The sequence below is a fragment of the Geomonas edaphica genome (assembly GCF_004917075.1).
Taxonomy (GTDB): Bacteria; Desulfobacterota; Desulfuromonadia; order Geobacterales; family Geobacteraceae; genus Geomonas; species Geomonas edaphica.
Genome location: NZ_SSYB01000001.1, coordinates 1,100,100 through 1,125,982, shown reverse-complemented (window position 1 = coordinate 1,125,982; position 25,883 = coordinate 1,100,100). Strand labels below are relative to the sequence as shown.

Here is a 25,883-nt window from a genome sequence, read left to right as displayed (position 1 = left end):
CCGGTCGTCCCCCCGCGAGGGACGGACCGGGCACATATGGATCACTGGTTGGGTGTCAGGGTGATCTCACCCAGAGATGTTTCGTGGCCGGCGGTGACCGATACCGCAGCCGACGAGTACAGGGCGAAGCCATTCGCGCTTATGAAGGCCTTGTAGCCGTAGTCGGTTGTGTTGGCAGGAACGAAGGCGGAGAAAGGCGCCTGCCACTTGCCGCTGGTGTAGCTCGCGAAAATCTGACCCGCGGCGATCGGGTTGGTGTCGTTGATGGTCCCGCGACGCTTGATGGAGACGGTGGCGCTGCTCCAGTTGACGAACGGGTTGCTGACGTTGCCGGCGATAGAACCAAAAGTCTCAAGCATGTTCGCCATCTGGATGAGCCTTATCCCGGTAGGCTTCAAGTTGTACTGTCCGCTGTTGCCGCGTTTGACCACGGCCGTATTTGGGTCGAAGTCGATCATGACGGCGTTGATGACGCCAGGCTTGACCTCGATGGGGCCAAGGATCTTGAGGCCGGACTGCTGCCCACTGGGTGTGGTAAGGGGAATCTTGGTGTTCGGGTCGCTCGCAAGCACGAGGTAGTTGACCGGATCCTGGTTTCCGTTTGGGTTAGGGTTGAGGATCAGGCGGATCTGGCTGTAGGTCCCTGCGGGAAGGGCGACGTCACCCAGTGCTTCCTGGCTGAAGCGTAGCGTCATCACGTCCACCGATTTTGCCGTGGTGTACTTTGCGAAGACGGGGAGGGCAGGGTCGTCGTCGGCGGCGTTTTCACGCCCCGCGGGAACGAGCCTTATCTCACGGATGGATATGAAGAGGTTCTGGAATTCGTCGCTTTGACGGTCGGTGATGGCAAGCTTGAGTGTTCCCTTGCTGGTGCTGCTGCTGCCGCCTCCGCCGCATCCGCCCAGGTATAAAAGGGCTGCGGTGACGGTGCAAAGGGCGATGAGCAGATAACGGTAGGAAACAAAGATCTTTCGCATGGTGATGTCCTCCTTTTGTTTGGAGATCCGCTGTTAGTCACGATGATGCTTTTTGTGTCCTTTCTTCTTGCCGTGGTCGTGGTGGTCCTTCTCCTTTTTCTTCAGGTAAACCCGCTGGTGGTTCTCTACGTAATAAGGGCGCCCGGAGTCGTAGTAGATGTGTACTCCCGGGGGGGCGGGGATGTAGCCGTTTAGCTGGATGTTGACGCCGACGGTTCCTGAGTGGCCTGTCGTCGGGGTTGCCAGCATGAAGCAGGTGAGAGCTAAGGCAGCCAGTGAGGTTGAGGGTGGTTTCACGCGCATATCGGATTCCTTTCGGGATGGTATTTGCCACGTCTTTTGTATCCCGAGTTCAAGCAGGGAATCTCAGCCTCTGTCTCAAACTCCGCGCAATAAAAAAGCCGGGGCCTAATATCTATTGATATTTCGGCGACCCGGCTGTCTCTGTGAGACCCTGTAGGCTTTCCGTCCCATCCTCGCGGATGGTTTAGTATTGTCGTCTATCGGTGCTGTTGTGGATTTCGCAGGAACGATAACGCAAGGTCTGTACCCTGTCAAGCGAGCTTTTGCTCGTCTCGGCTGTTTCCTACTGATCACAAGCAGATAGGGGTGAAAAAGACTAAAGTTTCCCGGAGCAGTGCCGAACTTCTTAATACTGTAAGAGATGCCTTTTGTTGTTCTGTTTATTCCAGTGTAGTGCGAGGGGGGAGTATGGTGAGAAGTATCCTTGATATCGGCAACGCCAAGTACAAGATAGACAGGCTCGCGCTATGCCGTTTCAGGGAGGAAGCACGCCGCAACGCAGATATCGGTGCGGACGAGAGAAAAGGCGAGCCGTGTGACGTACGCCCATCCATTGAGGAATCTCTCGACTACGTCTTCATGGAAGTGATGCAGTTGTACAACGAGTATGCACGCACGGAGAGCCTGGACGTTCTCGTCCGGTTGAAGGACAAACTGGAACAGGTTTCGTTGATGTACAAAAGCGTGGCGCTTGCCGAGGAGGTGCTGAACATCAACAGTTGTCTTCCCTATGAGAGACGGGTTCCCTCCTCTACGCGTTCGGACGACTTCGGCGGCCACTAGCATATAAAGAGTAGCCTTGACTTCTTCAGTTGCAGTGAGCGACAGAAGGCTCGGCTGGGGTCGGCTGTTTGCCTCCCGCCTTTTCCTGCTGGATGCTTTCCCATTCCTGCGCGAGCTTTTCCGGCTCGGTCGTGATCCTTCTGATCAGTTCCAGAAGGGTCTGCTCCGCATTCCCCTCGAAGGCGATGAACTTCACCCCCATCATCGAGAAGAAACAGTGCACCACGCCGACCGTCACAACCATGGGGGCTTGCCCGGGTGCGACCTCAATGGAAAGGGTGCAGGATTCGTTGAGCGGGACCATCAGGCATTCGTCCGCACTGATGAGCGCGCCGCGCAGCGATATGTTTTCAATGCGGCAACGATATTTCATATCATGATGCTTCAGTTCGCCGGGCGCCGTGTGTTTGACCCGGTGAAAACGCCGCTGGTTCATGGGTGAAGCCCTCCTCGCATGCTATGGGATGTTCGGCAGGTTCCTTATCGACCATGATCCATACAAACTGTAGCCGATTTTGTCAACATACAGTTCTGCAACAAGTTTTTTGGGTCGCTCCCGCACGGCGCGGGGCGGGGTGCGTTGGCTGCAGACGCAGTGTGCCGGCATGAAGATGGCTTCGGTGGCGGCAGGTTTTCCGTTGACTTCACAAGGCAAGTATTGTATTAAGTAGCGTTTCCTGGATTTGGGATGCGGATTCCTGAGGTTTCGGCTGGTACACACGCAGCTAATTTATAAAGAAAAGAAGCAGAGAGGGCCGGTGCGTTAATGGAAAACAAGATCAGGGTGTTCAGCGGTAACTCGAATCCGGTTCTGGCGGAGAAGATCTGTGACTGCCTCAAGGTGCCCCTTGGCAAGGCCAAGGTGAGAACCTTTTCCGATGGCGAGATCATGGTCGAAATCGGCGAGAACGTTCGTGGGCGGGATATTTATGTGGTGCAGTCGACCTGCTGCCCGACCAACAACAATCTGATGGAACTGCTCATCATGATCGACGCGCTGAAGAGGGCGTCGGCCTCCACCATCACCGCCGTCATGCCGTATTACGGCTACGCGCGCCAGGATCGGAAGGCCGCCCCGAGGACGCCGATCACCTCGAAGCTCGTGGCCGACCTGATCACCACGGCGGGCGCTCACAGGGTTGTCACCATCGACCTGCACGCCGGTCAGATCCAGGGCTTTTTCAATATCCCGGTGGACAACCTCTACGCCGCGCCGGTGCTCCTCGCCCACCTGAAGAGCCGCTTCGCGGACGACCTGAACAACCTGGTCATGGTTTCTCCCGATGCCGGCGGTACCGAGCGCGCCAGGGCCTTTGCCAAGAGGCTTGGCTGCACTCTCGCCGTGATCGACAAGCGCCGCACCGGTCCGAACGTCATGGAAGTCATGCACCTGATCGGTGACGTCAAGGGGAAGAACGCCATCATCCTTGACGACATGATCGACACCGCCGGGACCTTGACCCAGGCAGCCCTGGCTCTAAAGGAGCACGGCGCTGCCAACGTCTATGCCTGCGCCACCCACGGCGTTCTTTCCGGGCCGGCAATCGAGAGGATCAACAACTCCGTCATCGAGAAGGTGGTCATCACGGACACCGTCCCGCTGGGAGATAAGGCTGAACAGACCGAGAAACTGAGAGTGTTGTCCGTGGCCGACCTTCTGGCTGAGGCGATCCGCCGCATCCACGAGGACGAATCCGTCAGCTCCCTTTTCGTGTAGTACCAAATATAAAACTGTCATTGGAAGATCAAATACCAAGATTGACATCGGAGGATGTATGAGTAAGCAGGTGCTGAATGTTGAACTGAGAGAAAAAACCGGCAAGGGTATCTGCCGTCGTCTTCGCGCTGCCGGCCGCGTTCCGGCCGTCGTGTACGGTAAAGGTTTCGAGCCGGTCTGCATCTCCCTGGGCCAGAAAGAGCTTTCCGAAGCCATCGCAGGCGAGGGCGGCCGCAACCACATCCTGACCCTGCAGGGCGTTCCCGCGCTGGAAGGCGCCAACGTCATCGTGGCTGACCTGCTGCGCGACTCCCTGAAAAACACCCCGCGTCACGTAGACCTGCACAAGATCAACCTCGCCGACAAGGTGAAGGTGCACGTGAAGCTGAACCTCGTTGGTACCCCGGCCGGCGTCAAGGCGGGCGGCTTCCTCGATTTCGCCATGCACGAAGTTGAGGTCGAGTGCCTTCCGGTTCACATCCCGGCGCACATCAACGTCGACGTCGTCGAACTCGCCATCGGCCACTCCATCCACGTGGGCGATATCAAGGCTCCGGTGGGCACCGCCATCCTGAGCGATCCGAAGGCTCCGGTGGTCAGCATCCTCGGCCGTAAAGCTGCCGCTGAGGAAGAGGCTGCCGCCTAACCAGGACCGTTATGGCTGCAAAACTGATCGTAGGGCTCGGCAACCCCGGGCCCAAGTACACATGGACCCGCCACAACGCGGGTTTCATGGTTTTAGACCGTCTCTCCAGCCAGTCCGGTATCTCCGTCACCAGGAAGGCCTTCTCAGGGCTTTCCGGTGACGGGAACTGGGCGGGTGAGCGTGTCTATCTCCTCAAGCCGCAGACCTTCATGAACCTCTCCGGGCGCTCGGTCGCCGAGGCGCTCCGCTTCTACAAGTTGTCCCTCTCTGATCTCATCGTGATCCACGACGACCTGGACATCCCTTTCGGCAAGGTGCGGCTCAAGGAAGGTGGCGGACATGGCGGGCACAACGGGCTTCGCTCGCTGGCCCAGGAATTAGGTTCCACTTCCTTCGCCCGTGTGCGTGTCGGTATCGGACGGCCGCTGCACGGCGACGTGGTGAACTTCGTGCTCACGAACTTCGCCAAGGAAGAGATGAACGAACTGCTTGAAGTGCTGGACACCTCCCTGGACGCCATCGAGATGGCGATGAAGGAAGGGATGCCGAAGGCGATGAGCATCTTCAACGCCAAGTAACGACTCAAAAGGATAAATCATGGGCTTTAACTGCGGCATCGTAGGTCTCCCCAACGTCGGGAAGTCGACCATCTTCAACGCACTCACCTCGGCAGGCGCCGAGTCCGCCAACTACCCGTTCTGCACCATCGACCCCAACGTCGGCATCGTGTCCGTTCCCGATCCGCGCATGGACAAGCTCGCCGAGATCGTGCACCCCGAGCGCATCCTCCCCACCACCATCGAATTCCTCGATATTGCCGGGCTGGTGAAGGGCGCAAGCCAGGGCGAGGGGCTTGGTAACAAGTTCCTCGGACACATCCGTTCCGTCGACGCGATCCTGCACGTGGTGCGCTGCTTCGAGAACGAGAACGTGGTACACGTGAGCGGAAGCGTTTCCCCGGTGCGTGACATCGAGGTGATCCAGACCGAGCTTGCCCTGGCCGATCTGGATACGGTGGAAAAGCGCATGCTGCGCACCGAAAAGCAGGCGAGAAGCGGCGACAAGAAGGCGAAGGAAGACGTGGAGTTCTGCCAGAAGGTGAAGGCGACCCTGGAAAAGGGACTTTCGCCGCGCAATCTTGCGGAGAACGAGGACGAAAGGCTGATCCTGCGCGACATGCACCTGATGACCGCAAAGCCTGTTCTTTATGTCGCCAACGTGGCCGAGGACGACCTGGAAGGGAAACACCCCTACGTCGAGGAGGTGCGCCAACTCGCGGCCAAGGAAGGTAACGGCGTCGTGTTCATCTGCGGCTCCATCGAGGCGGAGATTTCCGAACTGGAGGGTGAGGAGAAGCAGGCCTTTCTCGAGGAGATGGGACTTGCCGAGTCAGGCCTGGACCGTCTGATCCGCTCGGGCTACGAACTGCTCGGCCTCATCACCTATTTCACCGCTGGGGTGAAGGAAGTGCGTGCCTGGACCATCACCCGCGGGACCAAGGCTCCCGGGGCGGCCGGCGTGATCCACTCTGACTTCGAGAAAGGGTTCATCCGCGCTGAAGTTATCGCCTACAAGGACTTCATAGCCTCCGGTGGTGAGTCAGGCGCCAAGGAGAAGGGACTGATGCGCCTTGAGGGGAAAGAGTACGTGGTGCAGGACGGTGACGTCATGCACTTCAGGTTCAACGTGTAATTGTGCGCGGGGGAGGGCGAATGATCATTCGCCCCTACGAACCTCTCGGGTAGGTCATGGCGACTGTAGGGGCGGAATAATTATTTGCACGCTTTTGCCATTTTGCTTGTCAAAGTTTGAAAACTGTAGTAATAAGCAGCGTTCACCAGAACGGCCCATGGCCGTATCTCCTTGCTCCGGGTCGGACCGGGGCTAAATTAACCGTGAGGAGGCTTAACAATGAGCAGGATGTACGAGACGATTTACATCGTCCAGCCGGACCTCGGTGATGAAGAGATCAAAGCTCTTTCCACCAAGGTACAGGACGTCATCGCCAGCATGAACGGCGATTTCAAGAGGCTTGAGGACTGGGGCACCAGGAAGCTGGCCTACCCGATCAACAAGAACCCGCGTGGCCGTTACTTTTACCTCCGTTTTGACGCCGATGCCCCGTTGATCGCAGAGCTTGAGCGTCGTCTGCGTCTTGACGACAAGGTGATCAGGTACCAGAGCGTGAAACTCGAGCAGGAAGTGGTTGCCCCGGCAGCCGCTCCGGTTAAGAGCGCCGAGGAAGGGACCGAGGAAGTGGCAGCCGCCGCTACCGAGGCTCCGGCCGAAACGACTACTACGGTGGAGGAATAAAAGATGGCTGACGAAAGAGCACCCCAGAGAACCAGCAGCGGGCCGAGGAAGAAGCGTCCGTTCCAGCGTCGCAAGGTCTGCCGTTTCTGCGCAGACAAGCAGGTTAGCATCGATTACAAGGATCCCCGTACCCTTCGTTACTTCGTGTCCGAGCGCGGCAAGATCATCCCGCGTCGTATCTCCGGTAACTGCTCCAAGCACCAGAGGGAAATCACCGAGGCGATCAAGCGCGCCAGGAACATCGCGCTGCTCCCGATCGCAGGCAGCCACGCGACCGCGTAAATGCCGCTACCGGTGAACCCTCCGCAGGGTAAGGTTTTTGATGTGATCAAGGGGAGCGTTGCCACGGTAACGCTCTTCCTTGCTTTCGTCTACCTCCCCGTGGTCGGCATGATCCCCGGGCTTTTCGCCTCCGCTCCAGCCGTTTTCTACACTTTGAAGCGGGGGAGGGGAACTGGTCTCGGTGTCGTCATCGGAAGCTGCGCGCTTCTTTTGGCGATTGCCGATCCGGCGGCCACCGCGATCTACCTTTTGCAGGCCGGTGTGCTTTCCATGGCGCTTCCCGAGTTCCTCGCCCGCGGTAAAGGTGGGGCCCGCTCGGTGATCTACGCTGTGGCGGTCAACGTCTCCGTGTTGCTGGCTGCAGCCGTCGTCTACGGTCTCGCTACCGGCGCCGACCTGCAGGCGAAGATCACCAAGGGAGTGCAAAACAGCATCAACCAGACTGCGCTTCTTTACGAGAAAGCGGGAGTCAAGGGTGATGATCTGAAAGCGCTCAACGACTCGATGCACCAGGCGGGGCAGTTGGTGGTAACCATCTATCCGGCCATGGTCACCGTGGCCTACGGGGTCATCGCATGCATGAACCTTTTGCTCGTAGCGGGCATCGCTTCGCGCATGGGAATGCCGCTGCAAGTCGGTGACTTCAAGAAGTACAAAAATCCGGAGCCGCTTGTCTGGCTGCTTATCGCGGCCGGGTTTTGCGTGCTGGTCCCTGAGAACATAGTGCACCTCTCCGCCTTGAACGTACTGATCGTTCTGGGTGCGTTGTACTCGACCCAGGGGCTCGCCATCATCAGCTTCTTCTTTCAGAAGCTGGCGGTACCGGTCTTCATCAGATTGTTGGCAACCCTGCTCCTCGTTTTCCAGCCCATGATGGTGCTGGCAATCGCGGCGCTTGGGATATTCGATCTCTGGGCGGACTTCAGGTCCCCCAATAAACAGGAAAACCTGTAACTAATCAGGCTAGGAGGCAACACATGAAGTTGATTCTCAAGGAAAACGTTGAAAACCTCGGTCACATCGGCGACATCGTCAAGGTAGCCCCGGGCTACGCAAGGAACTACCTGCTCCCGAAAGGGTTCGCCATCGAGGCTACCGAGAAGAACGCCAAGGCGCTCGAGCACGCCAAGCGTCACCTCGAATACAAGAAAAACAAGGTTCTCGAAGCTGCCAAACAGCTTGGCGCCAAGATCGAGGCAATCACCCTCAACCTGGCACACCAGGCCGGTGCGGACGACAAGCTTTTCGGCGCAGTCACCAACATGGAACTCGCCGAGCAGCTGAAGGCGAAGGGCGTGGAAATCGATCGCAAGCGCATCGTGCTTGACGAGCCGATCAAGCATCTGGGCGAGTTCACCGCCATCGTTAAGCTGCACCCGGAAGTTGCGGCCAACCTGAAGGTCGTGGTCACCAAGGCCTAGGCCCGCTGCAAAGCCGAACCTATCTGTAATAATAAAGGGCCGCCTCCTGTGAGAGCGGCCCTTTTTATTTTGAAGATAGCCGTTATGGTCGCGCGCTACTGGAGATCATCGCCCGCCCGTACCTGCGCTGCACATTGGGGGGACCCGTGAATATCGAAAAACATCACAAACAGGAGATCGCGTTGCGTCAGTTGGAGACGGCGTTGCTTCTGTACTTCGCCAAGAAGGATCTCTTCAGTGTCATCACCCTGGCTGGTGCCGCAGAGGAGATACTTGGGCAGTTGTTGCAGATCGGTGCCGGCGAAAAAGAAACGCCTTTCCGCTCTGTGCTGAATCTCTTCCGGCCGGCACGGGCCTCGGCCCGTGGGGAAAGTCGTCCAGCGCACGAGACCGACCTCTTCGTGCACATGGATGTGCGCAGCGAGGCGGAATTTCTACTGGGACGGGCGATAGACGACTATCATGCCTTGACCGGAGAGTTGAGCGGCAACATGCAGAAGTTCAACGAAGAAGTGAGAAGCAGGCGAGGGTAGGGGATGGGAACATCCCTTCTCCCCCCTCGTGGGCCGAAGCGCTACGGCGCTCAGGTTCGGTGGGAGAAGGGATGTCTTGCAGGTAATTACTTTTTCAGCTTCGCGTCCTGAATCAGGACCTTGTAACGGTAGCCCGAACCGAAGTCGAGGTTGTTGTAGAGGGTGCCTGTGATGGTCACCACATCTCCCACTTTTGGCAGTTCTTTCGAAGTCACCACGAGGTTGTCGGTTTTCTTGGCCTTGGAGCCGGTGCCGTCCTCCAGGTGAATCCAGTTCTTCTTCATGATCTTCTCCGCGACGTTCACGACGCGGCCTTTGATCACCACCTGTTTCTTTTCGAGTTTCTTACTCTTGGCGAACACTTCGGCGATGGTGTATGCATTGGCACCCTTTGCCTTGGTGACTTTCTGGCTCTTGGGAACTGGTTTAGCTGCCTGGGTGGTTGCTTTTTCTTTAGTCGCTTGCTCCTGCTGCCCACCGGGCGCACCGGGAACGCCCTGGTGCAGCGCCTTTATGGCGGACGGGCTCAGTTGCATCTTCTTCGCATCGCTCGGCCCCGCCGAAAAGATGACCTGGTCGAACTTGCGGTTGAGAGCCTTGCTGCTGAAGTTCTTCATGGCGAAGCCCGGGGTGAGGGTAAGCTGCTGTCCCACGGTGATCTTGCTTAGCGGTATCGCCACCCACACCCTTTCCGGTCCGTTTTGCAACAGCAGGTAGGTGTATCCCCCGCCGTCCATGGTCTCCAGGACCTTGCCGGAAAGGGGGATCTCTTTCCGGGCGGTGTCCGCCGCGCCGGCCTGATGAGCGGTCAAGACGGCGAACATAAGCAGCAGGAAGAGGTGTTTCAGTACTTGGTTCATGTAATGACTCCTTAGAGGGATCCTTTTGCTCCCGGCAGACTACTTTTTTCCTTTCTGAATAACAAGTCTTTTTCTGGCGCCTCCCCTCTAGTGCAGACCGCACCATGGGTCTTGTTTCGGCTCTGCTTGCACAGGCTGATTATCCAGTTATATTTGTTTGCACCCATTAGCTGTAGTTTATGTGTTTGGCGTGGGACGAGGGCTGGAAACTTCTAGGCTACAGGAGGCGAACATGGATAAGAAGCTCGGCGTATTGCTTGTGCATGGAATGGGGACGATGTCCGACGATTTTGCGCACGATACGGTACATGAACTGCGCGAACGGATTGCGGGACGCGGCCTGAATCGTGAAGAGATAGCCTGGCATGGGGTGTATTGGGCACCGCTGCTCTCGGCGCGGGAACACCAACTCTGGGTGGACCTTGCCGCGAACAACGACCTGAACTGGGCCAAGCTGCGCAAGTTCTTCCTGAGCGCCTTTGGTACCGTGAGCGCCTACCACAGCCAAAGCGGCAGGTCGGGCGGGTTTTACCACACGATTCATGGCCTTATCCATGATGCGGTTAAACAGCTGCGCGTGAAGCTTGGCGACGACGACAAACCGCTTGTCGTAGTTGCCCACTCCCTCGGATCACTGTTCATGAGCGACTATATCTGGGACAGGCAGATGGGGTATGGACGGGAGCGCTACGGAGCTACGCCGTTCGAGCGGATGGAGACGCTTTCCGGCATGGTTACTTTGGGGAGTACCATTCCGCTTTTCTGTGTCGTACACGAGAATCCCGCCTGCATCGAGTTCCCGCCGCCAACCCTTCCTGAGCTGCTTAGAAAAAAAGCGAAGTGGTTGAACCTCTACGATTCCGACGACGTGCTCGGCTGGCCGCTGAAGCCCCTCGGCACGGGCTATGCCGCGGCGGTGAACGAGGACATCGAGGTGAGCGTAGGTAACATCCTCACCTCCTGGAACCCGGGCAACCATGCCGCCTACTGGAGTGACGAGACCGTCATTAAACCGATGGTCTACCTGCTGAGTACCCTGCTTGAGGCCGTGCATGCGCCCCCCAAGATAACTGGGGTCTGATAGGGGGGCGATGTTTCTGTGCGCAATAAAAAAGGCGCTCCATATGGAGCGCCTTTTTTGTCTGCGGCGGTGATCTCTTAAACGATCTTCTGCATGCCGGTCATGGCGGCGCGCAGTTCGGCACCGACTTCCTCGACGAGGTGGTTGCGGATTTCAGCGTTCACCGCGACCAGAAGCTGGTTGTCGACGCTGTTGTCCTTCACGTCGAGACCTTTGCCGATCACGTCGGTGCCGACCTTTGCCATGAAGGGCTTCAGAAGCGGTACGCAGGCGTGCGAGAAGAGGTAGCAGCCGTACTCAGCGGTGTCGGAGATGACGCGGTTCATCTCGTACAGCTTCTTCCTGGCGATGGTGTTGGCGATGAGCGGGGTCTCGTGCAGCGACTCGTAGTAGGCGCTCTCCGGTTCGATGCCGGTCTCGACCATGGTCTCAAAGGCGAGCTCGACGCCTGCCTTCACCATGGCGACCATGAGGATCGCCTTGTCGAAGTACTCCTGCTCGGAGATCTCGCCGGCAGCTTCGGTCTGCTCGAAGGTGGTCTTCCCGGTCTCTTCGCGCCAGGTGAGGAGCTTCACGTCGTCGTTGGCCCAGTCCTGCATCATGGTGCTGGAAAACTCGCCGCTCATGATGTCGTCCATGTGCTTCTGGAACAGCGGACGCATGATGTCCTTAAGTTCGCTGGCGAGCTTGAAGGCAACGAGTTTGGCCGGGTTGGAGAGGCGATCCATCATGTTGGTGATGCCGCCGTGCTTCAGTGCCTCGGTGATGGTCTCCCAGCCGAACTGGATGAGCTTTACGGCGTAAGGGGCGCCGATGCCGTTTCCGACCATCTTGTCGAAGCAAAGGAGCGCGCCCGCCTGCAGCATGCCGCAGAGGATGGTCTGCTCACCCATGAGGTCTGACTTCACTTCGGCGACGAAGGAGGACTCGAGAACGCCGGCACGGTCGCCGCCCTGTGCGGAGGCGATGGCCTTTGCGATTTCGAGGCCGTCACCCTTGGGGTCGTTCTCGCCGTGCACCGCGATGAGGGTCGGAACGCCGAAGCCGCGTTTGTACTCGGCGCGCACCTCGGAACCCGGGCACTTCGGTGCTACCATGACGACGGTCAGGTCCTTGCGGATCTGGGTGCCTTCCTCGACGATGTTGAAGCCGTGGGCGTAGCTAAACACGGCGCCTTGCTTCATGAAGGGGATGACGGTTTCCACCACCTTGGTGTGCTGCTTGTCCGGGGTAAGGTTCATGACGATGTCGGCGGTGGGGAGGAGTTCCTCGTAGGTGCCAACCTTGAAGCCGTTGTCCGAGGCGTTTACGTAGGACTGACGCTTTTGCTCGATGGCGTCTTTCCTGAGGGCGTAGGAGACGTCAAGCCCGCTGTCGCGCATGTTGAGGCCCTGGTTGAGACCCTGTGCGCCGCAACCGACGATGACGATCTTCTTGCCTTTCACGTACTCGCAGCCGTTGGCGAATTCGGATGCGTCCATGAAGCGGCAGGTCCCCAGTTCCTGCAGCTGACGGCGCAGCGGCAGGGTGTTGAAATAGTTCTGTCCCATCGTTTTCTCCTCCTGATTATATTGCTGGTGTGGTTACAAGTCTGAAAGTGTGCTGACTGTATACCATATTTAACATTGCGTAAATTGATTTGTTGTGCATATTGTGTTGCGTGTAACGCAATGAAGGCGCGTGGTGATGGACCTTGTGTGCCTTGCGGACGCCGTGGATGGAGAAGAAGAAGGAGACTTTTATGGATCTGCGGGAACTCGAAATATTTCTTACCCTGGCGGAGCTGAAGCATTTCGGCCGCGCGAGCCAGGCGTGCAACTTGAGCCCCTCGGCGCTTACTCGCACCATCCAGCGCATGGAGGAAAAGCTGGAACAACCGCTCTTCTTGCGCGATAACCGCACGGTCACCTTGTCGCCTGCGGGGGAGCGCCTAAAGGCTTACGCGCGCCTTTGCCTCAACGAATGGCAAAGCCTCCGCTCGTCGATCCGCAATGAGCAGGCTGTCACCGGCTCCCTTTCCATATACGCTTCCATCACCGCTGTCTACAGTCTCCTCCCGGAACTTCTGGAATCTTTCAGGGAGCGGTACCCGGAGGTGCAACTTGAGTTGAGAACTGGCGCCGCGGAACAGGCTGTGGCCCAGGTACAAAGCGGGGAAATCGACCTCGCTGTGGCGGCGTTCCCGGATGGAACACGCCCAAACATCGAGTTCCTCCCTATCGTTACCATACCGCTTATCTTCATCGCCCCACGTGTTGCAGGAGCGGCCGAGGTGCCGGTTCCCGGCGATCGGCTCGACCTTTCCCGCGCTCCGCTCGTGCTGCCGCAAACCGGCCTCTCGCGTCGACGTCTGGATCAGTGGCTAAAGGAGCATCGCATCACCCCCAATATCACCTCAGAGGTCTCAGGGAACGAGGCGATCATCGCCATGGTACGTCTTGGCTGCGGCGTGGGCATCGTCCCGCAGCTTGTGCTTGAGCGCAGTCCCTTCCGCGATGAGGTAGTAGTGCTCCAGGACGCTCCTGTGTTGAAGCCGTACCAGGTCGGGCTTTGCACCAGCAAAAGAAACCTGCAGCGGGCAAGCGTGAAGGCTTTCTGGCAACTGGCTGAGGAGCGGTCGATGGCGGCTTGAGCTTAAAACCACTAACGCAAAGACGCGAAGCCGCAAAGGCGCAAAGAGAAAGACAAAGACCATGAACGACAAGGTAAATGCAAATGCAAAAAAACTTTCAGCCTCATCCTTTGCGTCTCAGCGCCTTCGCGTCTTTGCGTTAACGATTTTTGCTGTTGTACCTGCCTCTAGTTTTGCCCGGCTTATGTCTGTCGTTCTTTGCGGCTTTGCGGCTCTTCGTGACATGGTTTTGGTCTTGCCTTCATTTCTCCCCTGTGCTATATAAGTTCGCTGTTCAAAATTCACACGCCATCACAGTCGTGTCGGTGGTGCCCGCTCGCGGGTTCCGGCATTAACTGGTGGCGGAGGGAAAACCAAAAGGAGAATGTAAAAATGTCGAACATCACCATGAAAGAACTGCTCGAAGCCGGCGTCCACTTCGGACACCAGACCAAGAGGTGGAACCCGAAAATGAAGCCGTACATCTTCGGCGCTCGTAACGGGATCTACATCATCGACCTGCAGAAGACCGTCAGGCTCTTCAAAAACGCTTACAGCTTCGTGACCGAAATGGCGCAGGCTGGCGAGACCGTCCTCTTCGTCGGCACCAAGAAGCAGGCTCAGGATTCCGTGGCTGAAGAGGCACAGCGTTGCGGGCAGTTCTACGTCAACGACCGCTGGCTCGGCGGCATGCTCACCAACTTCTCCACCGTGAAGCAGAGCATCGACCGTCTCAAGCGTCTTGACAGCATGATCGCCGACGGCACCATCGAGGCGTACACCAAGAAAGAGCAGCTGAAGCTCGGCAAAGAGCGCGAGAAGCTCGAGAAGACCCTGGGCGGCATCAAGGGTATGGGCAGGACCCCGGGCATGCTCTTCGTGGTTGACCCGAAAAACGAGGAGATCGCGGTATCCGAGGCGAAGAAGCTGGGCATCCCGGTCGTCGCCATCGTCGACACCAACTGCGATCCGGACAACATCGACTACGTCATCCCGGGCAACGACGACGCAATCCGCGCCATTCGTCTGCTGACCAGCAAGATGGCTGACGCCGTCCTCGAAGGTGCCCAGGCTCGCAACGCCCGTCTCCAGACCGGCGCTGAGGAAGAAGTGGCCTTCACCGAGGGCGAGGTTGCCGAAGAAACCCCCGCAGAAGCCTAAGGCTCCTTCGGTCACCGTACCGGCATCACCTTTTTAAAAAATCTACATCACTAAGAAGCCCGCGCCGAAACCGGTGCGGGCTACTGTGGAGGATAACGTGAGCATTACAGCTGCACAGGTAAACGAACTGAGGAAAGCAACCGGCGCAGGCCTCATGGACTGCAAGAAGGCTCTTACCGAGACCGACGGCGATCATGAGAAGGCGATCGACTACCTGCGTACCAAGGGCCTGGCCGCCGCATCCAAGAAGGCCGGCCGCGCAGCGACCGAGGGCATGGTTGGTTCCTACATCCACGCAGGCGGCAAGATCGGCGTCCTGGTTGAGGTCAACTGCGAGACCGACTTCGTCGCCAAGAACGATAACTTCCAGAACTTCGTGAAGGACATCGCGATGCACATCGCAGCGGCCTCCCCGCTTTACGTGCGTCGTGAGGAAGTGCCCGAAGAGCTGATCGAGCGCGAGAAGGCGATCTACCGCGAGAAGGCCAAAGAGAGCGGCAAGCCGGCGGCCATCATCGAGAAGATCCTCGAAGGCCAGATCAACAAGTTCTACGGCGACATCTGTCTCCTCGAGCAGGCCTACGTGAAGGACCCGGACAAGACCATCCAGACCTTCCTGAACGAGACCATCGCTTCCATCGGCGAGAACATGAGCATCCGCCGCTTCACCAAGTTCGTACTTGGCGAAGGGCTCGCCAAGAAGGAGAGCGACTTCGCGGCAGAGGTCGCCGCGGCGGCCGGCGTGTAACACGTCCCAAAGGGAGCCGGCCATGAAAATGGGCGGCTCTTTTTTTATCTGCAGCAAGGCAAAAAGCCCTGCGCGGGCGGCGTCAAGCCCCGGCAGGCGAACGGGCTCTGCCCGAACCTGTTCTGCGTGAAGGCTTTTTGCCGTCTAAAAAAGGCAAGGTGACTACGATGGCAGAACCCTATTACAAAAGAGTACTTCTCAAGCTTTCCGGCGAGGCCCTCGGCGGCGACCAGGGGTACGGTATCGATCCCAACACCATCACCGTGATCGCCCGCGAGGTGAAGCAGGTGGTTGAACTGGGCGTCGAGCTGTGCCTCGTCATCGGCGGCGGCAACATCTTCCGCGGCGTGGCGGCATCCTCCAAAGGGATGGATCGCGCCAGCGCTGACTACATGGGGATGCTCGCCACCATGATCAACTCGCTGGCCATGCAGGACGCCCTCGAGAAGGTCGGCGTCGACACCCGCGTCCAGTCCGCCATCGCCATGGCCGAGGTTGCCGAACCCTACATCCGCAGGCGCGCCATCAGGCACCTGGAAAAGGGAAGGGTGGTCATCTTCGGAGCCGGCACCGGCAACCCCTACTTCACCACCGATACTGCGGCGAGCCTTAGGGCGATGGAGATCGGCGCCGACGTGATCCTCAAGGGGACCAAGGTCGACGGCGTCTACTCCGCAGACCCCGCCAAGGACAAAAATGCCACCAAGTACGGTACGCTCAGCTACCTGGAGGTCCTGAGAAAAGGGCTTCAGGTCATGGACGCGACCGCCATCTCGCTGTGCATGGACAACAGCCTTCCGATCATCGTCTTCGACGTGACGACCGACGGCAATGTCGTGCGGGTTGTCACGGGCGAGCCGATCGGCACTCTCGTGAAAGAAGGAGAATAGCATGATCAAGGATGTCATTGCCGACATGAACGTCCATATGGACAAGAGCATAGATTCCCTCAGGAAGGACTACCAGAAGGTCCGCACCGGGCGCGCCAGCACCTCGCTTCTGGAGGACGTCAAGGTGGACTCCTACGGGATGCTCTCCCCGATCAACCAGGTGGCGACTCTTTCCGTCCCCGAGGCCAGGACCATCACGATCCAGCCGTGGGACAACAAGATGATCGGTCCCATCGAGAAGGCGATCATGAACGCGAACCTCGGGCTCACCCCGGCCAACGACGGCAAGGTGATCCGCCTCTGCCTTCCGCCCCTCACCGAGGAGCGCCGCAAGGACATCGTGAAGCAGCTGAAGCGCGACGCCGAGGAAGCCAAGGTGGCGCTCAGGAACATCCGCCGCGACGCCATCGACAAGCTGAAGAAGCTCGAGAAGGACAAGCAGATCTCCGAGGACGACCTGAAACGCGCCGAGAAGGATGTCCAGGACGGGACCAACAAGTACGTTTCCAAGGTCGAAGAAGTGCTGGCTCACAAGGAAAAAGAGGTGATGGAGGTCTAACGGACCGAGGCGCGAGGGGGAGGCAACTCCCTTTCGCGCTGCCGCCCGGCCTTCGCGTTCACAGGCAAACCCCCTATTCAAAGGGGCTTTTTTGTTTTCAGGATGCTCATGGACAAACGCTTAGACCCGAAGAAACTCCCGCAGCACCTCGCCGTCATCATGGACGGCAACGGCCGGTGGGCCAAGCAGCGCATGCTGCGCAGGATCGTTGGACACCAAAAAGGAGTGGAGACGGTGCGGGTCATCGTCGAGGAGTGCTCGCGTCTGGGCATCGGTTACCTCACCCTCTTCGCCTTCTCCGCCGAGAACTGGCTGAGGCCGAAGGCCGAGGTCAAGGCGCTCATGACGCTTTTGAAGCAGTACATCCGCGCCGAGACCGACCGTATGATGCTAAACGACATCCGCTTCAACGTGATCGGCAACCGCGGCGATCTGCCGCCGGACGTGGATCGGGAAATCCAGTCGACCATCGACAAGACCTCCGGCAACAAGGGGATGCTCCTCACCCTGGCCCTTTCCTATGGCAGCCGCCAGGAGATGGTGTCCGCCGCCAGGAAGCTCGCAACCGAGGCCGCCGCCGGCAGACTCGATCCTGCGAGCATCGACGAGCGCGCTTTCGGCGCATCGCTCTTCACCGTCGGGATTCCGGATCCGGACCTTCTCATCAGAACCAGCGGGGAGATGCGTATCAGTAACTTCCTGCTTTGGCAGTTGGCCTACGCCGAGCTTTACTTCACCGACGTTAACTGGCCCGATTTCGACAGAGAAGAACTCATGCGCGCGTTCCGCGACTTCCAGTCCCGCGAGCGCAGGTTCGGCATGACCAGCGAGCAGCTGGGTCAGCTGCCTGCATAAAAAGGCTAAAGCCTTGCAGGGGCAGGTGCCCCGAAGGAGTCCGCCATCAAACGACTAATCACCGCAGCCGTCCTGCTGCCCCTCGTGATCCTCTTCATCCTCAAGGCGACGGTGTTCCAGTTCTCGCTGCTGGTATTCCTGCTCTCCCTTTTGGGGCTCGACGAGTTCTACCGCATGGCGCTGCCGCATCGCCGCGCCGAAGGCCGGGGCGCCGCTTTGGCCGGTGCCGCTTCCGTCTTCGTCATCTTCTCCGGCAGCCCCGTTGTCCCGCTTCTGACCCTCACCGCGCTGGTGCTCGCCTTCTCGCTCGTGGCGCTTTTCCGGCTGAAGGAGATCAGACAGGCGGCTCCCGACGTGGCGCTGATCCTCACCGGCTTTCTTTACGTGCCGCTTCTTCTGGCGCACCTCGTGCTCGTGCGTGCGCTGCCGCACGGGACCTCCTGGCTGTTCCTCATCATGGTGATCGTCATGGCCGGGGATAGCTTTGCCTACTACGTCGGCTCCAGTATCGGTAAAACCCCGCTCTACCCGGCGGTGAGTCCGAAAAAGAGCGTCGAGGGGGCCCTGGGGGGGCTGGCAGGCAGCGTGAGTGGTGCGGTCATCGCAAAGTTCACCTTTTTCCCTGAGCTTTCCATCGTCCACTGCTTCGGGGCCGCGCTCGTTTTGGGCGTGCTCGGGCAACTGGGCGACCTGTTTGAATCGCTCGTCAAAAGGAGCTGCGGCGTGAAGGATTCCGGCTCCATCATCCCCGGTCACGGCGGCGTTCTCGACCGGATCGATTCCATCTTGTTTGCGGCACCTGCGGCGTACTACTACGCCTACTTCCTGTTCTAAACGGCGTCAGAAGGCCCGGCCGCTCGCCCGATTTTTCACGCGGGCGTGCGTAATCCGGCATCGGCGTCGGTTGACTTGAGACGTCTGCGAGGGAAAATGAAAAATCTTACGATTTTGGGCTCGACAGGGTCGATCGGGGTCAGCACCCTCGAAGTGGTGGCGGCCCACCCCGACAAGTTCCGCGTGGTGGCACTCACCGCGGGCTCCAACCTTGAACTTCTTCAGCAGCAGATCGAGACCTTCAAGCCGGACTTGGTCTCGGTGCTCACCGCCGAAAAGGCGAAAACGCTCAGCAGATCCTTGAGCGGGAAGAAACCCCAGATCATGTACGGAGTCGAAGGGCTCATCGCGGCGGCCACCGCCGCCGAGAGCAACATGGTCGTTGCGGCCATCGTCGGTGCGGCCGGCCTCATTCCGACCGCCGCCGCCATCATGGCGGGCAAGGACGTTGCCCTCGCCAACAAGGAGACCCTGGTCACCGCGGGTCACCTGATCATGAAGATGGTGCGTGACAAAGGGGTGCGCCTCTACCCGGTGGACAGCGAACACTGCGCCGTCTTCCAGTCCATGGCGGGACACCGCTGCGAGGACATCGCCCGCGTCATCCTCACCGCCTCGGGCGGGCCGTTTCTCAACTGGGGGCTGGAGCAGCTTAGAAACGCTACCGTAACCGACGCGCTGAACCACCCGAACTGGAGCATGGGGAAGAAGATCACCGTCGACTCCGCCACGATGATGAACAAGGGACTCGAGGTGATCGAGGCCCGCTGGCTCTTCGACATCCCGGTGGAGCGCATCGCCGTCAACGTGCACCCGCAGAGCATCGTGCACTCCATGGTGGAATACATCGACGGCAGCGTGATGGCTCAATTGGGGGTGCCGGACATGAAGGGGCCGATCGCTTACGCGCTTACCTACCCCTGCCGGGTCGCTTCCGGGGTGAAAGCGCTCGATCTGACCGCCCTCTCCGGGCTGACCTTTCTCAAACCGGACACGGACCGGTTCCCGGCGTTAAGACTCGCCTACGAGGCCTCCAACGCGGGTGAGAGCATGCCCGCCGTGATGAACGCCGCCAACGAGATCGCCGTGGAGTCCTTCCTTGCAGGAAAGATCGGTTTCATGGCCATCGCCGAGGCGATCGAGAAGGTCATGGACCTGCACACCCCCCACGCCCTGCACTCCATCGAAGAGGTGCTGGAGGCAGATCGCTGGGGAAGAAGAACCGCCAGGGAAGTCCTTGGGGTGTCGGAATAACTCAAACCACCGCCGATCCGCACGCATGACGTGCCAAAGGGGCGGTGACGGCAGGGTGCCGCCCGCCGAAAAAAGGGACGACGATGAGCATACTTTTCGCAATCATAGCCCTCGGGGCGCTGATCTTCATTCACGAGCTTGGTCATTTCCTCTTCGCCAAGGCCTTCAAGGTCGGTGTCGAGAAGTTTTCCCTCGGGTTCGGCCCGAAGATCTTCGGCAAGCAGGTGGGGGAGACCGAATACCTCGTCTCGGCGTTTCCGCTGGGCGGGTACGTGAAGATGGTGGGGGAGGGGGAGGAGGCTGAACTCTCCGAGGAGGACACAAAACGCTCCTTCGCCGACAAGCCGGTGCTGCAGCGCATCGTCATCGTCGCCGCCGGCCCCGTCTTCAACCTCCTTTTCGCCTACCTGATCTTCATCGTCCTTTTCATGGTCGGTGTGCCGTCGCTGACCACCAAGGTCGGTGAGGTGATGCCGGACAAGCCCGCTGCGCGGGCGGGGATCAAAACCGGCGACGCGATCCGGACCGTGAACGGCAGACCGGTGATGCGCTGGGACGAGTTCGCCAAGGTGATCGCCGAGGGGAAAGGGGCGCCGGTGCAGGTCGAGGTCGAGCGCGGCCAGTCACGCCTAAACTTCAACATGGTCCCGGAGAAGCGCGTTGCGAAGAACGTTCTGGGCGAGACCGTCACCCAGCCGATCATCGGCGTCGTCGCCGCCGGGGAAACCGTAATCGATCACTTCCCTCCGGGGGAAGCCATCGTGAAGGGGAGCGCCCAGTGCTGGAACGTGATCGAGCTCACCGTGCTTTCGCTGGTGCGCCTCGTGGAGCGAGCCATCCCGCTGGACAACATCGGCGGACCGATCATGATCGTGAAGATGGCGGGCGAACAGGCCGCCGCCGGGGGGGTGAGCTTCCTCGCCTTCGTAGCACTTCTCTCCGTGAACCTCGGTGTGCTTAACCTTCTGCCGGTGCCGATCCTGGACGGCGGGCACCTGGCCTTCTTCGTGATCGAACTGGTACTCGGCAGGCCGGTCAGCAAGCGAACCCGCGAGATCGCGCAGCAGGTAGGACTCGTCCTTCTCATAAGCCTCATGATGCTCGCCTTCTACAACGACATCGCGCGCATGTTCGCCAGCAAGGCCTGATCGATGAAGATACTCACCATCGACACCTCCAGCAACTGCTCCTCGGTTGCGCTCTCCGACGATGCGACCCTACTCGGTGAGTGCATCTTAGGCGAAGACCGCTGCAACTCGGGCCGCCTCATGGACTCGGTTTCCGAGCTTTTGAAGGCGGCGCGCCTTGCCCCGGAAGGGGTGGATGCCTTCGCCGTCTCGCTGGGCCCCGGCTCCTTCACCGGGGTGCGTGTCGGGATCGCAACGGTCAAGGGGCTTGCCATCGCGACCGGCAAGCCCGCGGTCGGCTTCTCCTCCCTCGCCATGCTCGCCATGAACCTCCCTTACTGCTCGGCCCAGGTGGCGCCCATGTTCGATGCGAGGAAGGCCGAGGTCTACGCCGCCCTTTACCGCTTAGGTTCGTTCCCCGAAGCCGTCTTTGCCGATGCGGTCCTTCCCCCGCAGGACTTTCTTTCCCGCATCACGCAGCCGACCGTCTTCATTGGGGACGGCGCGGTGCGATACCGCGACCTGATCTCGGCTACGGTCGGCGAGCTCGCCATCTTCCCTCCCTGGCACGCGAACCTGCCGCGCGCGAGCGCCGGAGCTGTGCTGGCACGCGAAGCGGCCCGAGCCGGTAAGTTCACCCCGCTTGCCCAGCTGAACCCCATCTACCTGCGCGCCTCCGAGGCGGAGATCGCGAAGCGAAAGCGCGAGTCCCTTTAACACCGTTTTAGTCTGTTGACAGCCTCGTTTTAATGTATTATGGTGACCCTTCCTACCAATTCTCGGTAACTGTTCTCAACTACACAGTTTTTGGCAATATCAACTGCCGGTTTGGCCTCCTTGAACAAGGGTGCCGCCGGCGTCACGGGAGAACTGCATGCGTAGCGACATGATCACCCAAGGGCTGGAGCGCACCCCGCACCGCGCCCTTTTGAAAGGAACCGGCCTCCCGCAGAGCGAGATGGGGAAACCCTTCATCGGCATCGCCACCAGCTTCACCGATCTCATCCCCGGCCACGTCGGGATGCGCGACCTCGAGCGCTTCATCGAGAAGGGGGTGCACACCGGCGGCGGCTACTCCTTCTTCTTCGGGATTCCCGGCGTCTGCGACGGCATCTCCATGGGGCACAAGGGGATGCACTACTCGCTGCCGACCCGGGAGCTGATTGCTGACATGGTCGAGTCGGTCGCCGAGGCGCACCGCCTGGACGGCCTCGTCCTTTTGACCAACTGCGACAAGATCACCCCGGGCATGCTCATGGCGGCGGCTCGTCTCGACATCCCCTGCATCGTGGTCACCGCAGGCCCCATGATGAGCGGCCGCGGCGACGCCGGCAGGAAGTACTCCTTCGTCACCGACACCTTCGAGGCGATGGCCCGCTACAAGGCCGGCGTCATCGACGACCAGGAACTCGCCCGCTGCGAGGAGAACGCCTGCCCCGGTATGGGTTCCTGCCAGGGGCTCTTCACCGCGAACACCATGGCGATCCTGACCGAGACCATGGGGATGAGCCTGCCGCGCTGCGGCACCGCACTCGCCGTCTCGGCGCTCAAGCGCCGCATCGCTTTTGCCTCGGGCGAGCGCATCGTCGACCTCGTGCGCGAGAACGTTACCCCGCGCTCCATCCTGACCCGCGAGGCGTTCGAGAACGCGATCCGCGTCGATCTGGCGCTTGGCGGCTCCTCGAACACCGTGCTGCACCTCCTTGCCATCGCCCACGAGGCAGGCGTGGATCTGCCGCTCAACACCTTCGATATCCTCTCCAAAGAGACCCCGCAGATCGCGTCGATGAACCCGGCCGGCGAGCACTTCATGGAAGACCTCGACGCGGCGGGCGGTGTCGCCGGTGTCATGAAGCAGCTTGGGGACAAGATCCACGATTGCCCGACCCTCATGGGCCTCTCCACCAAGGAGATCGCGGCGAGCCTCAAAGCGGTGGACGACAGCGTGATCCGCCCGATCGATGCGCCGGTCAAGAAGGAAGGGGGCATTGCGGTCCTCTTCGGCAACATCGCCCCAGAGGGTGCCGTGGTCAAGCAGTCCGGCGTTGGCGAGAAGATGATGCAGTTCACCGGTACCGCACGCTGCTTCGACTCCGAGGACCTCGCCATGGCAGCCATCATGGAAGGGAGGATCAAGAGCGGCGACATGGTGGTGATCCGCTACGAGGGACCCAAGGGGGGACCGGGGATGCGCGAGATGCTCGCGCCGACCGCCGCCATCATGGGCCTTGGCCTTGGCGACTCCGTGGCGCTCATCACCGACGGCCGCTTCTCGGGCGGCACCCGCGGTCCCTGCGTGGGCCACATCTCGCCGGAAGCCGCGGTGGGCGGCCCCATCGCCCTTGTTGAAGACGGCGACAAGATTGAACTCGATATCCCGTCCCGTTCCCTGAAGCTCCTCGTGAGCGACGAGGAACTGGCGGCAAGGCGCGCCCGCTGGGTCGCCCCGGAGCCGAAGATCAAGAAGGGTTGGCTCGCCCGCTATGCGAAGGTGGTTACCTCGGCCCATACCGGTGCCATCACCACCGCTGAATAAAACCTCGACCCCCTCTACCGTGAGGGGCAGGGGCAGGTCCCTTCCTTACCGGGACGGATCGGCCCCAGGGGAAACTCATTACTAGTGATTCCGTGCTTACCAGGCGTGGGATCGATCAATACGCAGGCAGGCGAACTGCCGCGGCAAGGGGGACATCGCATGAAGATGAACGGTGCACGTATTCTATTGGAGTGTCTCAAGCGGGAGGGGGTCGACACGATCTTCGGCTATCCCGGCGGGACGGTCATCAACCTCTACGACGAGCTCTTCTCGTTCAAGGAGATCAGGCACATACTGCCCAGGCACGAGCAGGCAGGGGTTCACGCGGCCGACGGTTACGCTCGTGCAACCGGTAAGGTCGGTGTCGCCATCGCTACCTCGGGACCTGGTGCCACCAACACCATCACCGGTATCGCCACAGCCTACATGGACTCCATCCCGATGGTGATCATCACCGGACAGGTGCCGACCGCCCTCATCGGCAACGACGCCTTCCAAGAGGCGGACATCATCGGCATCACCCGCCCATGCACGAAGCACAACTTCCTCGTGAAGGACGTGAAGGACCTCGCGACCATCATGAAGAAGGCGTTCTACATCGCCCGCACCGGCCGCCCCGGCCCGGTCGTGGTCGACCTCCCGAAGGACGTCCAGGTCGCTCAGACCGAGTTCAAGTATCCCGAAACCGTCGAGATCCGCGGCTACAAGCCCACCGTCGAGGGGCACCCGAAACAGATCGAGAAGGCGGTCGCCATGATCATGCAGGCGAAGAAACCGGTGCTCTACGTCGGGGGGGGGGTCATCCTTGGTAACGCCTCCGCCGAACTCGTGGCACTCGCGAAGCGCCTCGCCATTCCGGTCACCACCACCCTCATGGGCCTTGGCTCCTTCCCCGAGAACGATCCGCTGTCGCTGGGGCTTCTCGGCATGCACGGCACCTATTACGCGAACATGGCGGTTTCCAACTGCGACATGCTGATTGCGATCGGGGCCCGCTTCGATGACCGCGTCACCGGCAAGATCGCCTCTTTCGCGCCGCACGCGAAGATCGTCCATGTCGACGTCGATCCCACCTCGATCAAGAAGAACGTGCGCGTCGATCTCCCCATCGTAGGCGACGTGCGCGACGTGCTTACGAAGATGCTGAAGATCGCAGACGAAATCGGTCCGGACGCCGAAGGGTGTCGCCAGGCGGTCGCTACCTGGAGCGCCGAAATCGACGAGTGGAAAGAAAAGCACCCGATGTCCTACAAGCAGACCACCTCCACCATCAAGCCGCAGTACGTGATCCAGAGGCTGCGGGCGCTCTCCGACCCGGACGCCATCGTGGCCACCGACGTCGGGCAGCACCAGATGTGGACGGCGCAGTTTTTCGGCTTTACCGCACCGAGGACGCTCCTTTCCTCCGGCGGCCTCGGCACCATGGGCTTCGGCCTCCCGGCGGCCATGGGGGCGCAGGCCGGCTTCCCCGAGCGTCAGGTCATGGTGATCTGCGGCGACGGCGGCTTCCAGATGAACATGCAGGAACTCGCCACCATCGTGCAGAACCGTCTCAACGTAAAGATCGTCATCCTGAACAACAACTTCCTGGGCATGGTACGCCAGTGGCAGGAGCTCTTCTTCGACAAGCGCTACTCCTCGACCTGCATGGAACTTCCCATCGACTTCATCAAGCTCGCCGAGGCCTTCGGCGCCACCGGTCTGCAGGCGACCAAGGTGGACGAGGTGGACGACGTGATCAAGAAAGGGTTCTCCATCAAGGGACCCGTTCTGATGGAGTTCAAGGTCGCACGCGAGGAGAAGGTGCTCCCGATGGTCCCGGCCGGCGCTTCGCTGACCGAGATGGTTCTTGCTAGCTAACTGCCTGCCCATGGAGGATACGATGAAACATACGATAGCTGTGCTCGTGGAGAACGAATTCGGTGTTCTCTCCCGCGTGGTCGGTCTCTTTTCCGGCCGCGGCTTCAACATAGATTCCCTTACCGTGGCGCCCACGAACGACGAGGCGCTTTCCCGCATCACCCTGGTCACCCGCGGTGACGAACAGATCATCGAGCAGATCACCAAGCAGCTCAACAAGCTGATCGACGTGATCAAGGTCATCGACTTCGAGGCGGAGAACGCCATCGAGCGCGAGATGGTGCTCGTGAAGGTCGCCGCCGAGGACCAAAGCCGTGCCGAGGTCTTAAGGATCGCGGACATCTTCCGCGCCAAGGTCATCGACGTGACGCCCAAGTCCTACACGCTCGAGGCAACCGGTACCCCCGCCAAGGTGGGCGCCATGATCGAGCTCCTGCGCCCCTTGGGGCTCAAGGAACTGGTCAGCACCGGCCCCGTGGTGATCGGCCGCGGCGCCAAGGGGTGGAAGGGGTAATAGCTTCTTTTCATTGCA

At 59.9% G+C, this 25,883-nt stretch carries 30 protein-coding genes and 1 riboswitch; of the genes, 25 read left to right on the top strand and 5 right to left on the bottom strand.

Features of this window, described 5'->3' with window-relative positions; all coding sequences use genetic code 11:
• Positions 1-41 precede the first annotated feature (41 nt).
• Together E8K79_RS04885 and E8K79_RS04880 are read right to left on the bottom strand one after the other, a co-directional pair.
• Entirely contained in the window at positions 42-977 is a 936-nt protein-coding gene (locus E8K79_RS04885) for a DUF4382 domain-containing protein (protein ID WP_136513719.1), read from the bottom strand.
• 33 nt (positions 978-1,010) lie between these two features.
• A complete protein-coding gene (locus E8K79_RS04880; protein ID WP_246043719.1) occupies positions 1,011-1,280 on the bottom strand; it encodes a hypothetical protein in 270 nt (89 codons plus the stop codon).
• 122 nt (positions 1,281-1,402) lie between these two features.
• Positions 1,403-1,479: riboswitch (cyclic di-GMP riboswitch) on the bottom strand.
• Positions 1,480-1,688: 209 nt separating this feature from the next.
• On the opposite strand from E8K79_RS04880, the gene E8K79_RS04875 reads away from it, so the two are divergent.
• On the top strand, positions 1,689-2,063 hold the full coding sequence (locus E8K79_RS04875) for a hypothetical protein (protein WP_136513718.1): 375 nt from the start codon (positions 1,689-1,691) through the stop codon (positions 2,061-2,063).
• Positions 2,064-2,088: 25 nt separating this feature from the next.
• Here the strand turns inward: E8K79_RS04875 and E8K79_RS04870 are convergent, their stop codons facing one another.
• Complete coding sequence (locus E8K79_RS04870; RefSeq protein ID WP_136513717.1) at positions 2,089-2,499, bottom strand: PilZ domain-containing protein; 411 nt, start codon at positions 2,497-2,499, stop codon at positions 2,089-2,091.
• Positions 2,500-2,829: 330 nt separating this feature from the next.
• Between E8K79_RS04870 and E8K79_RS04865 the strand changes: the two genes are divergently transcribed.
• From E8K79_RS04865 to E8K79_RS04825, 9 genes are all read left to right on the top strand, one after another.
• Positions 2,830-3,780 (top strand): ribose-phosphate pyrophosphokinase, encoded by a 951-nt coding sequence (locus E8K79_RS04865; RefSeq protein ID WP_136513716.1) that lies wholly within the window; start codon positions 2,830-2,832, stop codon positions 3,778-3,780.
• A gap of 58 nt (positions 3,781-3,838) precedes the next feature.
• Positions 3,839-4,426: a 50S ribosomal protein L25 gene (locus E8K79_RS04860; RefSeq protein ID WP_136513715.1), complete on the top strand. Its 588-nt coding sequence runs from the start codon at positions 3,839-3,841 to the stop codon at positions 4,424-4,426.
• 11 nt (positions 4,427-4,437) lie between these two features.
• Positions 4,438-5,004 carry an aminoacyl-tRNA hydrolase gene (pth, locus tag E8K79_RS04855; protein WP_129126386.1) on the top strand — a complete coding sequence of 189 codons (567 nt, stop codon included), beginning with the start codon at positions 4,438-4,440 and terminating at the stop codon, positions 5,002-5,004.
• Between the two features lie 19 nt (positions 5,005-5,023).
• On the top strand, positions 5,024-6,118 hold the full coding sequence (gene ychF / locus E8K79_RS04850) for a redox-regulated ATPase YchF (protein ID WP_135871424.1): 1,095 nt from the start codon (positions 5,024-5,026) through the stop codon (positions 6,116-6,118).
• Between the two features lie 219 nt (positions 6,119-6,337).
• Positions 6,338-6,739, top strand: a complete 402-nt coding sequence (gene rpsF / locus E8K79_RS04845; protein WP_015720931.1) for a 30S ribosomal protein S6 — start codon at positions 6,338-6,340, stop codon at positions 6,737-6,739.
• Positions 6,740-6,742: 3 nt separating this feature from the next.
• Entirely contained in the window at positions 6,743-7,021 is a 279-nt protein-coding gene (gene rpsR / locus E8K79_RS04840; protein WP_135871425.1) for a 30S ribosomal protein S18, read from the top strand.
• Positions 7,022-7,975, top strand: coding sequence for a YybS family protein (locus E8K79_RS04835; protein WP_136513714.1), 954 nt, complete (start codon positions 7,022-7,024; stop codon positions 7,973-7,975).
• Positions 7,976-7,998: 23 nt separating this feature from the next.
• Positions 7,999-8,442 carry a 50S ribosomal protein L9 gene (gene rplI, locus E8K79_RS04830; protein WP_136513713.1) on the top strand — a complete coding sequence of 148 codons (444 nt, stop codon included), beginning with the start codon at positions 7,999-8,001 and terminating at the stop codon, positions 8,440-8,442.
• Positions 8,443-8,588: 146 nt separating this feature from the next.
• Complete coding sequence (locus E8K79_RS04825) at positions 8,589-8,975, top strand: hypothetical protein (RefSeq protein ID WP_136513712.1); 387 nt, start codon at positions 8,589-8,591, stop codon at positions 8,973-8,975.
• A gap of 86 nt (positions 8,976-9,061) precedes the next feature.
• Here the strand turns inward: E8K79_RS04825 and E8K79_RS04820 are convergent, their stop codons facing one another.
• Positions 9,062-9,835: an OB-fold nucleic acid binding domain-containing protein gene (locus E8K79_RS04820; RefSeq protein ID WP_136513711.1), complete on the bottom strand. Its 774-nt coding sequence runs from the start codon at positions 9,833-9,835 to the stop codon at positions 9,062-9,064.
• Positions 9,836-10,112: 277 nt separating this feature from the next.
• On the opposite strand from E8K79_RS04820, the gene E8K79_RS04815 reads away from it, so the two are divergent.
• A complete protein-coding gene (locus tag E8K79_RS04815) occupies positions 10,113-10,916 on the top strand; it encodes a hypothetical protein (protein ID WP_246043718.1) in 804 nt (267 codons plus the stop codon).
• A gap of 77 nt (positions 10,917-10,993) precedes the next feature.
• Here the strand turns inward: E8K79_RS04815 and ilvC are convergent, their stop codons facing one another.
• Positions 10,994-12,466 (bottom strand): ketol-acid reductoisomerase, encoded by a 1,473-nt coding sequence (gene ilvC / locus E8K79_RS04810; protein ID WP_136513709.1) that lies wholly within the window; start codon positions 12,464-12,466, stop codon positions 10,994-10,996.
• A 191-nt stretch (positions 12,467-12,657) separates the two neighbouring features.
• Here ilvC and ilvY point away from each other — a divergent pair, with 191 nt between their 5' ends.
• The 14 genes from ilvY to ilvN all read left to right on the top strand — a co-directional run bounded on the left by ilvY (position 12,658) and on the right by ilvN (position 25,865).
• Positions 12,658-13,548: an HTH-type transcriptional activator IlvY gene (ilvY, locus tag E8K79_RS04805; protein ID WP_136513708.1), complete on the top strand. Its 891-nt coding sequence runs from the start codon at positions 12,658-12,660 to the stop codon at positions 13,546-13,548.
• Positions 13,549-13,609: 61 nt separating this feature from the next.
• Positions 13,610-13,813 carry a hypothetical protein gene (locus E8K79_RS04800; RefSeq protein ID WP_136513707.1) on the top strand — a complete coding sequence of 68 codons (204 nt, stop codon included), beginning with the start codon at positions 13,610-13,612 and terminating at the stop codon, positions 13,811-13,813.
• 107 nt (positions 13,814-13,920) lie between these two features.
• Positions 13,921-14,688, top strand: coding sequence for a 30S ribosomal protein S2 (gene rpsB, locus E8K79_RS04795; RefSeq protein WP_136513706.1), 768 nt, complete (start codon positions 13,921-13,923; stop codon positions 14,686-14,688).
• Positions 14,689-14,785: 97 nt separating this feature from the next.
• Positions 14,786-15,436, top strand: coding sequence for a translation elongation factor Ts (tsf, locus tag E8K79_RS04790; RefSeq protein ID WP_135871441.1), 651 nt, complete (start codon positions 14,786-14,788; stop codon positions 15,434-15,436).
• 167 nt (positions 15,437-15,603) lie between these two features.
• Positions 15,604-16,326, top strand: a complete 723-nt coding sequence (gene pyrH / locus E8K79_RS04785; protein WP_136513705.1) for a UMP kinase — start codon at positions 15,604-15,606, stop codon at positions 16,324-16,326.
• 1 nt (position 16,327) lies between these two features.
• Positions 16,328-16,885, top strand: coding sequence for a ribosome recycling factor (frr, locus tag E8K79_RS04780; protein WP_136513704.1), 558 nt, complete (start codon positions 16,328-16,330; stop codon positions 16,883-16,885).
• 108 nt (positions 16,886-16,993) lie between these two features.
• Positions 16,994-17,740: an isoprenyl transferase gene (locus E8K79_RS04775; protein WP_136513703.1), complete on the top strand. Its 747-nt coding sequence runs from the start codon at positions 16,994-16,996 to the stop codon at positions 17,738-17,740.
• A 45-nt stretch (positions 17,741-17,785) separates the two neighbouring features.
• A complete protein-coding gene (locus E8K79_RS04770) occupies positions 17,786-18,574 on the top strand; it encodes a phosphatidate cytidylyltransferase (protein ID WP_136513702.1) in 789 nt (262 codons plus the stop codon).
• Positions 18,575-18,670: 96 nt separating this feature from the next.
• Positions 18,671-19,828: a 1-deoxy-D-xylulose-5-phosphate reductoisomerase gene (locus E8K79_RS04765; RefSeq protein WP_136513701.1), complete on the top strand. Its 1,158-nt coding sequence runs from the start codon at positions 18,671-18,673 to the stop codon at positions 19,826-19,828.
• 83 nt (positions 19,829-19,911) lie between these two features.
• On the top strand, positions 19,912-20,976 hold the full coding sequence (gene rseP, locus E8K79_RS04760; protein ID WP_136513700.1) for an RIP metalloprotease RseP: 1,065 nt from the start codon (positions 19,912-19,914) through the stop codon (positions 20,974-20,976).
• A gap of 3 nt (positions 20,977-20,979) precedes the next feature.
• The gene (gene tsaB / locus E8K79_RS04755) at positions 20,980-21,672 is read left to right on the top strand and encodes a tRNA (adenosine(37)-N6)-threonylcarbamoyltransferase complex dimerization subunit type 1 TsaB (protein ID WP_136513699.1); all 693 of its coding nucleotides are present in this window, start codon (positions 20,980-20,982) and stop codon (positions 21,670-21,672) included.
• A 157-nt stretch (positions 21,673-21,829) separates the two neighbouring features.
• A complete protein-coding gene (ilvD, locus tag E8K79_RS04750) occupies positions 21,830-23,491 on the top strand; it encodes a dihydroxy-acid dehydratase (protein ID WP_136513698.1) in 1,662 nt (553 codons plus the stop codon).
• Between the two features lie 159 nt (positions 23,492-23,650).
• On the top strand, positions 23,651-25,351 hold the full coding sequence (gene ilvB / locus E8K79_RS04745) for a biosynthetic-type acetolactate synthase large subunit (RefSeq protein WP_136513697.1): 1,701 nt from the start codon (positions 23,651-23,653) through the stop codon (positions 25,349-25,351).
• A 22-nt stretch (positions 25,352-25,373) separates the two neighbouring features.
• Entirely contained in the window at positions 25,374-25,865 is a 492-nt protein-coding gene (ilvN, locus tag E8K79_RS04740; protein ID WP_129126365.1) for an acetolactate synthase small subunit, read from the top strand.
• Positions 25,866-25,883 lie beyond the last annotated feature (18 nt).

Coding starts and splice junctions, on each gene's coding strand:
- E8K79_RS04885 (WP_136513719.1), bottom strand. CDS start 977: ATGCGAAAGATCTTTGTTTCCTACCGTTATCTGCTCATCGCCCTTTGC.
- E8K79_RS04880 (WP_246043719.1), bottom strand. CDS start 1,280: ATGCGCGTGAAACCACCCTCAACCTCACTGGCTGCCTTAGCTCTCACC.
- E8K79_RS04875 (WP_136513718.1), top strand. CDS start 1,689: ATGGTGAGAAGTATCCTTGATATCGGCAACGCCAAGTACAAGATAGAC.
- E8K79_RS04870 (WP_136513717.1), bottom strand. CDS start 2,499: ATGAACCAGCGGCGTTTTCACCGGGTCAAACACACGGCGCCCGGCGAA.
- E8K79_RS04865 (WP_136513716.1), top strand. CDS start 2,830: ATGGAAAACAAGATCAGGGTGTTCAGCGGTAACTCGAATCCGGTTCTG.
- E8K79_RS04860 (WP_136513715.1), top strand. CDS start 3,839: ATGAGTAAGCAGGTGCTGAATGTTGAACTGAGAGAAAAAACCGGCAAG.
- pth (WP_129126386.1), top strand. CDS start 4,438: ATGGCTGCAAAACTGATCGTAGGGCTCGGCAACCCCGGGCCCAAGTAC.
- ychF (WP_135871424.1), top strand. CDS start 5,024: ATGGGCTTTAACTGCGGCATCGTAGGTCTCCCCAACGTCGGGAAGTCG.
- rpsF (WP_015720931.1), top strand. CDS start 6,338: ATGAGCAGGATGTACGAGACGATTTACATCGTCCAGCCGGACCTCGGT.
- rpsR (WP_135871425.1), top strand. CDS start 6,743: ATGGCTGACGAAAGAGCACCCCAGAGAACCAGCAGCGGGCCGAGGAAG.
- E8K79_RS04835 (WP_136513714.1), top strand. CDS start 7,022: ATGCCGCTACCGGTGAACCCTCCGCAGGGTAAGGTTTTTGATGTGATC.
- rplI (WP_136513713.1), top strand. CDS start 7,999: ATGAAGTTGATTCTCAAGGAAAACGTTGAAAACCTCGGTCACATCGGC.
- E8K79_RS04820 (WP_136513711.1), bottom strand. CDS start 9,835: ATGAACCAAGTACTGAAACACCTCTTCCTGCTGCTTATGTTCGCCGTC.
- E8K79_RS04815 (WP_246043718.1), top strand. CDS start 10,113: ATGTCCGACGATTTTGCGCACGATACGGTACATGAACTGCGCGAACGG.
- ilvC (WP_136513709.1), bottom strand. CDS start 12,466: ATGGGACAGAACTATTTCAACACCCTGCCGCTGCGCCGTCAGCTGCAG.
- ilvY (WP_136513708.1), top strand. CDS start 12,658: ATGGATCTGCGGGAACTCGAAATATTTCTTACCCTGGCGGAGCTGAAG.
- E8K79_RS04800 (WP_136513707.1), top strand. CDS start 13,610: ATGAACGACAAGGTAAATGCAAATGCAAAAAAACTTTCAGCCTCATCC.
- rpsB (WP_136513706.1), top strand. CDS start 13,921: ATGTCGAACATCACCATGAAAGAACTGCTCGAAGCCGGCGTCCACTTC.
- pyrH (WP_136513705.1), top strand. CDS start 15,604: ATGGCAGAACCCTATTACAAAAGAGTACTTCTCAAGCTTTCCGGCGAG.
- frr (WP_136513704.1), top strand. CDS start 16,328: ATGATCAAGGATGTCATTGCCGACATGAACGTCCATATGGACAAGAGC.
- E8K79_RS04775 (WP_136513703.1), top strand. CDS start 16,994: ATGGACAAACGCTTAGACCCGAAGAAACTCCCGCAGCACCTCGCCGTC.
- E8K79_RS04765 (WP_136513701.1), top strand. CDS start 18,671: ATGAAAAATCTTACGATTTTGGGCTCGACAGGGTCGATCGGGGTCAGC.
- rseP (WP_136513700.1), top strand. CDS start 19,912: ATGAGCATACTTTTCGCAATCATAGCCCTCGGGGCGCTGATCTTCATT.
- tsaB (WP_136513699.1), top strand. CDS start 20,980: ATGAAGATACTCACCATCGACACCTCCAGCAACTGCTCCTCGGTTGCG.
- ilvD (WP_136513698.1), top strand. CDS start 21,830: ATGCGTAGCGACATGATCACCCAAGGGCTGGAGCGCACCCCGCACCGC.
- ilvB (WP_136513697.1), top strand. CDS start 23,651: ATGAAGATGAACGGTGCACGTATTCTATTGGAGTGTCTCAAGCGGGAG.
- ilvN (WP_129126365.1), top strand. CDS start 25,374: ATGAAACATACGATAGCTGTGCTCGTGGAGAACGAATTCGGTGTTCTC.